Source organism: Aliidiomarina quisquiliarum, assembly GCF_023922585.1.
Lineage (GTDB): Bacteria > Pseudomonadota > Gammaproteobacteria > Enterobacterales > Alteromonadaceae > Aliidiomarina > Aliidiomarina quisquiliarum.
This window is the reverse complement of record NZ_JAMFTN010000017.1, coordinates 217,819-228,715: the sequence shown is the minus strand read 5'-3', so window position 1 is coordinate 228,715 and position 10,897 is coordinate 217,819. Positions and strand designations below refer to the sequence as shown.

Genomic DNA, 10,897 nt, shown 5'->3' with positions numbered 1-10,897 from the left:
TTGTAAGGCGCTTCCATTCAAAAGTTCAACTGGTGCCAACCGAAGTTGGTCTTTAGTCGATGCTTTCGCCTGCAAGTGCCCACACAGATTACTTGGCTTGATAAATTGTTAAAGAGCGTTGCTTCTGCCCGAAGCGAGGTGCGTATTATACACACCCAAATTACCTTGTCTACCATATTTCGAAAAGAATTTATTTTCTTGTTTCTGGCCGACCCACTTCTCTCGAAGAGGTGCGCATTCTAGCCATTTCCCACATAAGGTCAAGGGGTTTAAGTAAACAAATGCTTTTTTAATGTTTCTTTTGCCGATTCTTGTACGACAAGCTAGGATAGAGGTGTAATTTCGTACGTTCACTCTTTATTTTTTAATCAAAGGACTCGTTCATGGAACAAGCAAGTAGCGCTCTTCAAGTTATTATAGCCGCTCTTCTCGCTGCTCTCGCCGCCGTTGTAACCGCTTTTATTACTAGCTCATGGGACAACACTCTTATTACTTCAGTTACCCTTAGTACTTTCTTAGGTGGTTTACTAACCCCCTACTTAGCAAATGCACTAACCACTAGAAAGAAACGTGCTGTAAGTCGACCTCGCCAAGAACACGCTTCAGCTACTATAGCTATTGAAGAAGTTCGTACTCTTTATGTAGGTAACCTGCCATTTAAAACAGATGAAGAAACTATTAATGAACTGTTTTCTCAATATGGCCAGGTGCAGGCTGTGCGTTTAGTAAAAGATCGTCGCACTGGTCGGAAAAAAGGTTATGGTTTTGTTGAGATAGACGCTAACGCCGCTGACGCTGCCTTAGCCCAACTAAATGACAGCGAATTCGAGGGTCGTACTATTAAGGTGCGTGCTGCACATTCTGAAGCTGAGCCAGATAACGACGACGAATAGTCGCTCAGTTGCTAACATAACCCAGCATACTAATTTTAGTTTGCTGGGTTTTTTTTGGCTATTATTCGCTACAGTGCCTGCTAGAGCAGCATGTGTAAAAAGCCCGTCATGACATTCAATGCAAAAAACGTTAATATCCGCCCTTCTATTTGCCGCTACAATTGAAAGGTTTACTATTAATGAGCGACGCCCAAAACAACTACCAAAATCAACTTGACCAAAAAGTGGCTGAGCTCAAGCTTAAATTAACCCCTTTTATTACTGCCGATACCGCAGCGGAACTCGACATATTTACATCGCCCGCAAAACACTACCGCATGCGAGCAGAATTTCGTGTTTGGCATGAAGGCGACGATCTTTTCTACATTATGTTTCATCCGGGTACTCGTGATAAATATCGCGTCGACAGTTTTCCTGTTGCCCACGAGCTCATTAACGAGCTTATGCCTGCGGTACTTACCTACGTAAAAGACAAGCCTGAGCTGCGCCACAGATTATTTCAGATAGACTACTTAGCAACGCAAACTGGGCAAGCGACTATTTCATTGCTTTATCACCGCCAGCTAGACGACCAGTGGTTAACTGCGGCAGAAAAAATGCGCGCGGAACTTCAACACTTTGGGCACATTGAATTAATTGGTCGCGCAAGAAAACAAAAGCTACTAGTTCATAACGATCGTGTTATTGAAACACTTACGGTAAATAATCAGGCGTTTCAATTTGAGCAAATAGAAAATAGCTTTACGCAACCTAATGCACATGTGAATGAAAAGATGCTGCAATGGGCACTCGCTGTGAGCGACAATAGCCAAGGCGACTTACTAGAGCTTTACTGTGGCAATGGTAATTTCAGTTTGCCACTTGCGCAAAATTTCAACAAAGTACTAGGAACCGAAATTTCGCGGATATCGGTTCAATCCGCTCAAACCAATATTACTCTTAACCAGATTGAGAACGTTGTTATTGCCCGTATGTCGGCAGAAGAAGTAGCCGCTGCCATGCGTGGAGAGTTCGAGTCGCGCAGAGTAGATGAACTGCAGTTAGCTAGCTACGATTTTCAAACTGTATTAGTTGATCCACCTAGGGCTGGTCTCGATCCTGAAACCTTAGCCATGGTGCAACAATTCGACAATATTATATACATATCCTGCAACCCGGATACGCTCGCGAGTAATTTAGCTGTGCTCACCAAAACACACATGGTGGTACGCCATGCTTTATTTGATCAATTTCCATTTACCCAACACACTGAGGCTGGCGTGTACTTGGTAAAGAAAAGTATGAAGCTAACAGAAACTAAGTAGAAACGTTTACTTGGCTTGAAATAATAGGTTTGGGGTTGTTAGCAACCTCAGGCACTTGTTCACACGGCACTTTGTTGCGTTTACGGCACAGGTATAAATTTAACGTATGAGCTGTAATTAGCATAAAGGCACCGGCGACAATGGCTACCACTTGCAGCCAGGGGCTGGTTACTTCATGTTTCAAAAAGAAAAGTGCACCGCCACTTATCAGTGCCAATAAAGGGAATGGACTTGAGTGGTGACGAAAACCTAATACCACGGCAATGCCACCAACAAGCATGCTTGTTGAAAGCACTACTAGCTCAACCCAAAACATGCCCATAAACGACAAACCCATAAGGGCAAGTGTTGGCAACACAACGGGTAAAAGGAGACAATGCAGAGCGCAAACTATTGCTATTGAGATGCCTGCTTTGTCGAATGATTTATGTTGCATGGGGAAAGCTCCTTGAATGAACTGTTATAGTATAACATATCATGTCAAAAGCAAATAAAAATTTTACTAGGCGCGTAAACTTGGGAAAGTAAGCACTTCGTCGATGTGTTTCATGCCAAGCTTAATCATTAATAAGCGGTCAACACCAACAGCTACCCCTGCACAATCAGGAAAACCTGACTCTAATGCACTCAAAAGGCGCTCGTCAATATCTATCTGCGGCAAACCTAATTCTGCTCGCTGACGATTGTCTCGTTCAAAGCGCTGTCGTTGTTCAAATGCGTCGGCTAATTCCCAAAACCCATTAGCAAGCTCCAGCCCCTGGTAAAACAATTCAAATCGATGCGCTACGCGGTCGTCTTGTTCGTTGGTGCGGGCTAAAACTGCCTGCGAAGCCGGAAAGTGATATACAAAGGTAGGTATGTTCGGATCGAGCTGCGGCTCTACAATTAAGCTCATGGCTAAATTAAGTAGCCCGTCTAGGTCGTCGGCCACTACCTCGCAATCGATGCCTTTAGCGCGAATTGCATTTGCTACTTCTGCCGCTGTTGCAACTAGCGGGTCTATATTCAGCGCACTTAGAAACGCCTGTTGATAGCTCAACCTGTTTGCTGCTGATGTACCTAATAGCTCTATCATTAGTTCTTCAAGCTCAGTCATTAATTGTTGGTCGTCAAAACCTAATCGGTACCACTCCAACATTGTGAACTCGAAATTATGGCGGGCACTTAATTCTTCATCGCGAACAACCTTACACAGTTGAAAGCAGTCGCCTACACCTGCTGCTAACAGACGCTTCATTGGGTATTCTGGAGACGTTTGAAAGTAATAGTTAGTTTTCTTAGCCAGACCCTGCCCCTGCAACCTAGTCACTGCATTCACTAAATGAACATCAGTAACTCCGGCACGGCAAAGCACAGGAGTTTCAACCTCAAGTACTTGGCGCTCTCTAAAAAAAGCCCGGATCTGATGTTGCAAATCAGCCCGGGCGATTATTGCCTGTCGCGACGCAGTTGGGCGCCAGTCACTATTTAGCATGGTTTATTATTTTTGCGCGCGTGAAACATACTCGCCACTGCGGGTGTCAACACGAATAACTTCTCCGGTTTGCACAAACAGAGGTACGCGAACAACAGCGCCTGTCGATAAGGTTGCAGGTTTACCACCTGTACCGGCAGTGTCGCCTCTTAAGCCTGGGTCTGTTTCAATAATTTCTAGCTCTACAAAGTTCGGTGGTGTAACCGTTATCGGCTTACCATTCCACAACACTAAGGTAGAGGGTCCTTGTTCAACTAACCATTTAATACTTTCACCAACCGCGTCTTTATCTGCTGCGATTTGTTCGAAAGTTTCATTATTCATGAAATGCCAGAATTCACCGTCGTTATACAAATAGTCCATTTCAATTTCGTTAACGTCGGCAGCTTCTACTGTATCGCCCGACTTGAACGTTTTTTCAATCACACGCCCACTAATAAGTTTTCGAACCTTTACGCGGTTAAACGCCTGGCCTTTGCCCGGTTTTACCATTTCGTTTTCAACGATAGAGCATGGCTCACCGTCGAGCATTATTTTCAAACCACCTTTAAACTCATTTGTACTATAAGTTGCCATGATGTCCTCTTCAGTCTAAAACCGGCAAAAATCCGCGCTAATAATAAACCAAACCCGCCAAGATTTCAGGTAAAATAAATAATGTACTTAAATTGAGGTAAATAAATACTGTGTCGGCCTTTGCAAATTTAACGTTTCTTGATGACTGGCAACGCGAGTTTGCGCAAAGCTATAGCAACCCCGAAGAGCTCGGCAAGGTATTAAACCTCGACGCAGCCTGGGTTGAACAACAAAGTAATGCGCGCAAATTATTCCCCATGCGTGTACCACGCCCTTTTGCTGCGTTAATAGAGCCTGGTAATCCTAACGACCCTTTACTGCGTCAGGTCATACCCTTACAGGTCGAGTTCGACCAAGTGTCGGGTTTTAATCAAGACCCACTAGAAGAACAAGAGCTATCGGGCCCCACCGGTTTACTGCACAAATACAAAAGTAGAGTTCTTATTGTTTTACGTGGTGGCTGCGCAGTGAACTGTCGCTATTGTTTCCGGCGGCACTTTCCGTACCATGAACATAATGTTAGCAAGCGCGAACTGGAGCATATTAATACTTACTTAGCCCAGCACCCCGAAGTAAACGAGGTCATTTTAAGTGGTGGCGACCCACTTATGGCCAACGACAACCACCTTGCAACCTTAATTCAGCAAATAGAAAGCCACGCACATATTACTAGGTTACGTATTCACTCTCGCTTACCCGTTGTTATACCTCAACGGCTTACGCCCAAGCTTACGGCACTGCTTTCTGCCTCCCGTTTACAAACTATTTTAGTGCTGCATATTAATCACGGCAACGAGCTTAGTGCCGACTTGCAGCAACGGCTGCAGGTGCTGAAAAAAAATGGCATTTGGCTGTTTAACCAAAGCGTGCTACTAAAAGGAGTGAACGATTCCGTATTTGTTTTAACTGAATTAAGTGAAAAGTTATTTGCTGCAGGTGTACTGCCGTATTACTTGCACCAACTTGATCGGGTCGAAGGAGCTGCTCATTTTGAAGTTTCAGAAGCTGAAGGGCAAATGATTATGCAAGGTTTATTACGCGAGCTACCCGGTTTTTTAGTGCCCAAGTGGGTGCGTGAAAATGGCGGCGAGCAGAGCAAAACCCCACTCGCCATATTTAATTAAGTAGTACTATTAGTCTATAAAAGTTTCTTTAAACCAACGGTTCAGCATTACTAATTCTGCACCTACGGTTTCCTTATCACGGCGGGTAATTTTAGGGAATAGTGCCCGCCCTTCGGTACGAATAGCACGCCCTTCAATTTCAATATCGGCACCTTCTTTAAGCACCTTTCCGTTCGCGTCGGTTAAGGTAAAGCTCAAAACCATTTTAGGCTGATCATTTAGCAGCTCTCGGCGCACTAAGGGCTGCTGCCCGCTTGCTGAAGCTTGCGGCACAAGAGTACCGGCCATATCGTAATCGGTAATTTTAAGCTGCAAAGTTTCGCCTGCAGTAAAGTGCATTTTTCCCAAGGCCACCAAATGCCTTTCAATGCGACCAAAGCGAACATTAAGAAAGTCATTGTCGCGGTCTACATAAGGTGATTCTACGTCGGTGTAATTGTTAGGTTCGTGCCAATCGACGGTAACTTCAGCAGCTACCGCTGCATTAGCAAAAATAAATAGAGATAAAAACAATATTTTAAGTTTCATAGCAGTCGCCTCTCGTTGTTCAAAATGAAAGTGGTACACTTGCTCCCCAGCGACAACTGTTAATAAACAGCACCACAAGCGAGCAAGGCACCTATCAACACTTCTTGCTATACCTTATACCGAAGTGTTAATAATACTTCCTATCGATGCTCCTGGAGTAGAGCTTTGGGTTGGTCCACTTTGAGCGGCCGACTCGAGCAACTGTAGGGTTGCAGCGCCTTCCGCTTGCTGTTGACCCTTTGCCAGTTGCAGTGCAACCAACTCAAGGTTTTTAGGACCGTCCGATGCAATTTCCATTGGCTCTCCTTTTACTGCTGAAACTAACGATGTTTTTGGTAAAAACATCGCTTTCATTGTAACGGCAGTTTTGTACTTTACTTTAGTTCAGTTTCAAATCTAAATTGAAACCAACGGTCTAGCATCGCACGCTCATAATCTAACAATTCATGTTGTGAACTGGCCCTACGCGATGTGCGGCCTTGCCCTGGTAAATCGCGGCCCCGAAGGCGCTCTTCACCCGCCGCAATTACTTCGCCTAATTCATTTTCCACCACATAACTAAACTCCATGCGGGGGAAGTCCATACTTTTAATTACGCGTAATGCCTGGAAACCACCGTGATATGCATGGTATGACTGGGGCAAAACTTCACCTGCTAAGTCTACATCTGTTACGGTTATTTTTAGTGTGTGTTGCTCTGGTAGTTTTGCAGCCAATAAATTAAAGTGTTTTTCAAATTCACTAAATACACGAGCATGAAAGCGGCTTTCAATTTCATTGCTTGCTCGAATATCTCGATAATTCTCAGGCTCATGCCAAGTTAATTCTGCAGTGCCAGCCCATGCAGTAGCCGACACCAAGCTCACCAGTAATAGTATTCCATGTATTTTCATCGTCATTCCTCAGCTTTTTGAACCTACATTGAAAGCATACATACACCTTCGAGGATTTACCGTCAGAATGCTTTTTACTTTGTAAGAGTTTGTCAATATTAAGTCGTTAGCTGCTAGTAACGGTCATTAGCGCAGAAGAATTCACCTTGCAGCTGCAGGTTAAGCAACTTTTTAAAGAGAGTCTCGGTAGCGGCTACTACCATTACCCTTTTTAACAAGGAGGCATTACTTACACAAAAAAGGGATGAAGCGTTAGCTCCATCCCTTAACTTTGTATTACATGATTGTCTACACAGCCGTGTAAACCAATGATTTAAAAAGGTTTGCTCAGCTACGAGCAGCTTACATCATGCCGCCCATGCCACCCATGTCGCCACCTGGCATTCCCATGCTTTCTTCCTTTGGAATTTCAGCAATCATCGCTTCAGTGGTAATCATTAGACCAGCAATTGACGAAGCAAATTGCAACGCTGAACGAGTTACTTTAGTTGGATCTAAAATGCCCATTTCAAGCATGTCGCCATAAGTGTCGTTGCCTGCGTTGTAACCGAAGTTACCTTTGCCTTCTTTCACTTTATTAGTTACTACTGAAGACTCGGCGCCAGCGTTATCTGCGATTTGACGAAGAGGAGCTTCCATTGCACGTAGCGCAACTTTAATACCTACATTTTGGTCTTCATTGTCGCCACGTAAGTCTGCTAATGCGCTCGCGGCACGTACTAAAGCTACACCACCACCGGGTACAACACCTTCTTCAACTGCTGCACGGGTTGCATGTAGTGCGTCTTCAACACGGGTTTTCTTCTCTTTCATTTCTACTTCGGTTGCTGCGCCTACTTTAATAACCGCAACACCACCGGCAAGCTTAGCTAAACGCTCTTGTAGCTTTTCACGGTCGTAGTCTGAAGAAGTTTCTTCAATTTGCTGACGAATTTGAGTTACACGGCCTTCGATAAGTGTTTGTTCGCCGGCACCGTCAACAATTGTAGTGTTGTCTTTATTGATAACAACACGCTTCGCGCTACCTAGGTCTTCAAGCTGTGCTTTTTCTAGTTCCATACCAATTTCTTCAGAAATTACGGTACCGCCAGTTAGCACGGCAATGTCTTGCAGCATTGCTTTACGACGGTCACCAAAGCCTGGCGCTTTAACCGCTGCAACTTTAACAATACCGCGCATGTTGTTTACTACTAGCGTTGCTAAAGCTTCGCCTTCAACGTCTTCAGCAATGAGTAGTAATGGCTTACCAGATTTCGCCACACCTTCAAGTACAGGTAGTAGTTCGCGAATGTTGCTAATTTTCTTATCAACCAGAAGAATATGTGGGCTGTCTAGTTCAATCGTACCCGCTTCTTGGTTGGTAATGAAATAGGGTGAAAGGTATCCGCGGTCAAACTGCATACCTTCAACAACTTCCAGCTCGTCTTCTAGCGCTTGGCCTTCTTCAACCGTAATAACGCCTTCTTTGCCCACTTTGTCCATTGCTTGAGCAATGATTTCACCAATGGTGCTGTCTGAGTTTGCTGAAATAGTACCAACTTGCGCAATAGCTTTGGTGTCTGCACATGGTTGAGAAATCTTCTTCAACTCTGCTACAGCAGCAATAACTGCTTTGTCGATACCACGTTTTAGGTCCATTGGGCTCATGCCCGCAGCTACCGCTTTTAAGCCTTCAGTAACAATAGACTGAGCTAATACTGTCGCTGTGGTTGTACCGTCACCGGCTTCATCGTTCGCTTTTGACGCTACTTGTTTAACCATTTGCGCGCCCATGTTCTCAAACTTATCTTCAAGTTCGATTTCTTTAGCTACGCTTACGCCGTCTTTGGTGATTACTGGCGCACCAAACGACTTTTCTAAAATAACGTTACGACCTTTCGGGCCTAAAGTTACTTTTACTGCGTCGGCTAGTGTATTTACACCTTTCAGCATTTTTTGACGTGCTGTATTACCAAACTTTACTTCTTTAGCTGCCATGATTTTTTCCTTTCCTTAAAATGGTTCGGTTACTTAGAATAAGAGATTCAAAAAGCGCTCGGCTTATTCAATAACTGCCAGAATGTCTGACTCGCTCATTATCAGCACATCTTCGCCGTCGAGCTTTTCAGTTTTCACGCCGTAACCTTCACTAAACAGTACCGTGTCGCCAACTTTTACGTCTAACGGCGCCACTTCTCCGTTCTCGAGAATACGACCTTTGCCCACGGCTACAACCTCACCACGGGTTGATTTTTCTGCTGCTGAGCCAGTCAACACAATACCGCCCGGTGATTTGCTTTCTGCTTCTGAACGCTTAACAATCACACGATCATATAAAGGACGAAGTTTCATTGTGATACTCCCATAGTCAATGGTGGAAAATAGATCAGAACCATTCTGACCCTTGTTTAAATTAGTGTTTATATAATGGGGCCAACTTGAGTGAATCCAAGGGGGGTAGAGAAAATAATTTAACGCTCTCTATCTTCAGGGCGCTGTTCCTTGATTTGGTCAAGCGGCTCTTTTTTTTCTTCATATTCAGCCTCGTAAACATGACTTTCGCCTGTTTCTCGATGCGTAAACTCTTGCCTAAAGCCTGCATGTGTTGTGCGTACTTGCAAACGCTTTATGAACCATGTGCCCACCGCTAGCTGTACCGGGGGTAAAAGTAATAAAATAGCTAAACCGTCGGTAAAAAAACCAGGGGTTACAAAAAGTATGCCGGCAATGAAAAGCATTAATCCCGACATCATTTCTTTGCCTGGGGGCAAACCTTGGGCCATTTTCAATTGCGCTGACTGCAGCGTACGAATGCCCTGGCTGCGCACTAGTGCAGCACCAACAAATGCAGTTAGAATAATAAGGGCTATAGTGCTTAAACCACCTATAGCTTCGCCTACTTGTATAAACAGGCTAATCTCAATAATTGGCACCAAGACAAACAGTATAAATAAATACATAACGAGCCTTTTTTGGTTTCTAGTTAAGATATGGGGCATGATTATGCTAGTTTCAAGCGTTGAGGGTGCTTTATGACAAAAAAAAATGATTTTCTTAGCTCAACTCAGGGCCTAGTGCTTATGAGCACAGTGCCGTCAATGGAACTTGCGCAGCGTATTGCACACCAATTAGTATCTCGACAGCTAGCTGCCTGTGTGCAAATTATGCCGCAAGCAACGTCAGTTTATATGTGGAACGATAAGGTATGCGAAGACACGGAGCATTTGCTTATCATAAAGTGCTCGCAAGCTAATTACACCGCTGTAGAAGCTTGTATTGTAGAATTACACCCTTATGAAACGCCCGAAATTATAGCACTGCCTATTACTCAGGGGCTTCCTTCTTACCTTAACTGGATGAATAACGTTACTCATGATGCTTAAACAAAAACGAATAGGTGCAATTGCTGCTCTATGCATTGCCTTTAGTAGCTTCACCGCCCTAGCCTGGCAGAACCCTTTTGCTGACTCGTTGCAACCAAATAAATTTCCCCCTGTCGCACAAGTATTTCAGCTCGATTATAGCCAAGTAGACGCTAAGCTTCGGGTAAGTTTCGACATCAGCGACGGTTTTTATATGTATCAGCATCGCTTTAACTTCACGCCTGCAGAAAAACTAAGCGCGCCATTGCAGCTACCTGCAGGCGAAAACTATTCTGACCAGTTCTTTGGTGACACGGTTATTTATCGGCATCATGTGGAGCTTATGGTTGATTTGAATGCGGCAGCACGTAACGAAGTGTTAACCGTTCACTTTCAAGGCTGTGCCGACGAAGGTTTTTGTTATCCTCCTTCTACCCTGCAAATTTTTCTCCGACGCACTGCCGGTACATCTAGTGGAACCGGTGTGACAGATACCACAGCCATTAGCACGCCAGATACCACGGCGGTAAACCTTGCAGCCACAAAAACGACACCAAATTTACTTTGGTTGGTGTTATTAGCTTTTAGTATTGCGGGTTTCTGGCTTGCGCGCTGGCTTCGTAAAAAGTAAAAACGTCGTCTTTTTCGGCGAATGTCGCTGATACGACCAGTATTTTGCTGTGATTTTTAAAAATGCTCTTATAATGGCAGGTGTATTCTATCCACCAAAGTTGTCCGTAAGGCAACTTTGGTATTTACGTTTG

The 10,897-nt window shown here is 44.3% G+C and carries 14 protein-coding genes; 5 read left to right on the top strand and 9 right to left on the bottom strand.

Going from position 1 to position 10,897, the window contains the following annotated elements; all coding sequences use genetic code 11:
* The first annotated feature begins 383 nt into the window (after window positions 1-383).
* Window positions 384-893: an RNA recognition motif domain-containing protein gene (locus tag M1L23_RS06785; RefSeq protein WP_252626552.1), complete on the top strand. Its 510-nt coding sequence runs from the start codon at window positions 384-386 to the stop codon at window positions 891-893.
* A 179-nt stretch (window positions 894-1,072) separates the two neighbouring features.
* Complete coding sequence (trmA, locus tag M1L23_RS06780) at window positions 1,073-2,197, top strand: tRNA (uridine(54)-C5)-methyltransferase TrmA (RefSeq protein ID WP_252626550.1); 1,125 nt, start codon at window positions 1,073-1,075, stop codon at window positions 2,195-2,197.
* Here trmA and M1L23_RS06775 read toward each other — a convergent pair.
* The 3 genes from M1L23_RS06775 to efp all read right to left on the bottom strand — a co-directional run bounded on the left by M1L23_RS06775 (window position 2,190) and on the right by efp (window position 4,247).
* Complete coding sequence (locus M1L23_RS06775; protein ID WP_252626548.1) at window positions 2,190-2,633, bottom strand: MerC domain-containing protein; 444 nt, start codon at window positions 2,631-2,633, stop codon at window positions 2,190-2,192. The two genes, trmA and M1L23_RS06775, sit on opposite strands and share 8 nt — an antisense overlap.
* Before the next feature lie 66 nt (window positions 2,634-2,699).
* Window positions 2,700-3,671 (bottom strand): elongation factor P--(R)-beta-lysine ligase, encoded by a 972-nt coding sequence (epmA, locus tag M1L23_RS06770; protein WP_252626546.1) that lies wholly within the window; start codon window positions 3,669-3,671, stop codon window positions 2,700-2,702.
* 6 nt (window positions 3,672-3,677) lie between these two features.
* Window positions 3,678-4,247, bottom strand: a complete 570-nt coding sequence (gene efp, locus M1L23_RS06765; RefSeq protein WP_252626545.1) for an elongation factor P — start codon at window positions 4,245-4,247, stop codon at window positions 3,678-3,680.
* A gap of 110 nt (window positions 4,248-4,357) precedes the next feature.
* Between efp and epmB the strand changes: the two genes are divergently transcribed.
* Entirely contained in the window at window positions 4,358-5,371 is a 1,014-nt protein-coding gene (gene epmB, locus M1L23_RS06760) for an EF-P beta-lysylation protein EpmB (RefSeq protein WP_252626543.1), read from the top strand.
* Window positions 5,372-5,380: 9 nt separating this feature from the next.
* Here epmB and M1L23_RS06755 read toward each other — a convergent pair whose 3' ends face one another.
* The 6 genes from M1L23_RS06755 to M1L23_RS06730 form a co-directional block, all read right to left on the bottom strand.
* A complete protein-coding gene (locus M1L23_RS06755; RefSeq protein ID WP_252626541.1) occupies window positions 5,381-5,899 on the bottom strand; it encodes a DUF3016 domain-containing protein in 519 nt (172 codons plus the stop codon).
* A 114-nt stretch (window positions 5,900-6,013) separates the two neighbouring features.
* Window positions 6,014-6,196, bottom strand: a complete 183-nt coding sequence (locus M1L23_RS06750; protein ID WP_252626540.1) for a hypothetical protein — start codon at window positions 6,194-6,196, stop codon at window positions 6,014-6,016.
* A gap of 77 nt (window positions 6,197-6,273) precedes the next feature.
* Window positions 6,274-6,792, bottom strand: a complete 519-nt coding sequence (locus M1L23_RS06745) for a DUF3016 domain-containing protein (RefSeq protein ID WP_252626538.1) — start codon at window positions 6,790-6,792, stop codon at window positions 6,274-6,276.
* Window positions 6,793-7,134: 342 nt separating this feature from the next.
* Entirely contained in the window at window positions 7,135-8,769 is a 1,635-nt protein-coding gene (gene groL, locus M1L23_RS06740; RefSeq protein WP_252626537.1) for a chaperonin GroEL, read from the bottom strand.
* Window positions 8,770-8,832: 63 nt separating this feature from the next.
* On the bottom strand, window positions 8,833-9,123 hold the full coding sequence (locus M1L23_RS06735) for a co-chaperone GroES (protein ID WP_252626536.1): 291 nt from the start codon (window positions 9,121-9,123) through the stop codon (window positions 8,833-8,835).
* A 119-nt stretch (window positions 9,124-9,242) separates the two neighbouring features.
* Window positions 9,243-9,731, bottom strand: a complete 489-nt coding sequence (locus M1L23_RS06730) for an FxsA family protein (RefSeq protein WP_252626535.1) — start codon at window positions 9,729-9,731, stop codon at window positions 9,243-9,245.
* A 72-nt stretch (window positions 9,732-9,803) separates the two neighbouring features.
* Between M1L23_RS06730 and cutA the strand changes: the two genes are divergently transcribed.
* Entirely contained in the window at window positions 9,804-10,154 is a 351-nt protein-coding gene (gene cutA / locus M1L23_RS06725) for a divalent-cation tolerance protein CutA (RefSeq protein WP_252626533.1), read from the top strand.
* Entirely contained in the window at window positions 10,144-10,764 is a 621-nt protein-coding gene (locus tag M1L23_RS06720; RefSeq protein WP_252626531.1) for a protein-disulfide reductase DsbD domain-containing protein, read from the top strand. The genes cutA and M1L23_RS06720 overlap by 11 nt, the downstream gene beginning before the upstream one ends.
* Window positions 10,765-10,897 lie beyond the last annotated feature (133 nt).

Bases quoted from the DNA above. Each gene is read 5' to 3' on its own strand.
- M1L23_RS06785 (WP_252626552.1), top strand. From the start codon at position 384: ATGGAACAAGCAAGTAGCGCTCTTCAAGTTATTATAGCCGCTCTTCTC.
- trmA (WP_252626550.1), top strand. From the start codon at position 1,073: ATGAGCGACGCCCAAAACAACTACCAAAATCAACTTGACCAAAAAGTG.
- M1L23_RS06775 (WP_252626548.1), bottom strand. From the start codon at position 2,633: ATGCAACATAAATCATTCGACAAAGCAGGCATCTCAATAGCAATAGTT.
- epmA (WP_252626546.1), bottom strand. From the start codon at position 3,671: ATGCTAAATAGTGACTGGCGCCCAACTGCGTCGCGACAGGCAATAATC.
- efp (WP_252626545.1), bottom strand. From the start codon at position 4,247: ATGGCAACTTATAGTACAAATGAGTTTAAAGGTGGTTTGAAAATAATG.
- M1L23_RS06755 (WP_252626541.1), bottom strand. From the start codon at position 5,899: ATGAAACTTAAAATATTGTTTTTATCTCTATTTATTTTTGCTAATGCA.
- M1L23_RS06750 (WP_252626540.1), bottom strand. From the start codon at position 6,196: ATGGAAATTGCATCGGACGGTCCTAAAAACCTTGAGTTGGTTGCACTG.
- M1L23_RS06745 (WP_252626538.1), bottom strand. From the start codon at position 6,792: ATGAAAATACATGGAATACTATTACTGGTGAGCTTGGTGTCGGCTACT.
- groL (WP_252626537.1), bottom strand. From the start codon at position 8,769: ATGGCAGCTAAAGAAGTAAAGTTTGGTAATACAGCACGTCAAAAAATG.
- M1L23_RS06735 (WP_252626536.1), bottom strand. From the start codon at position 9,123: ATGAAACTTCGTCCTTTATATGATCGTGTGATTGTTAAGCGTTCAGAA.
- M1L23_RS06730 (WP_252626535.1), bottom strand. From the start codon at position 9,731: ATGTATTTATTTATACTGTTTGTCTTGGTGCCAATTATTGAGATTAGC.
- cutA (WP_252626533.1), top strand. From the start codon at position 9,804: ATGACAAAAAAAAATGATTTTCTTAGCTCAACTCAGGGCCTAGTGCTT.
- M1L23_RS06720 (WP_252626531.1), top strand. From the start codon at position 10,144: ATGATGCTTAAACAAAAACGAATAGGTGCAATTGCTGCTCTATGCATT.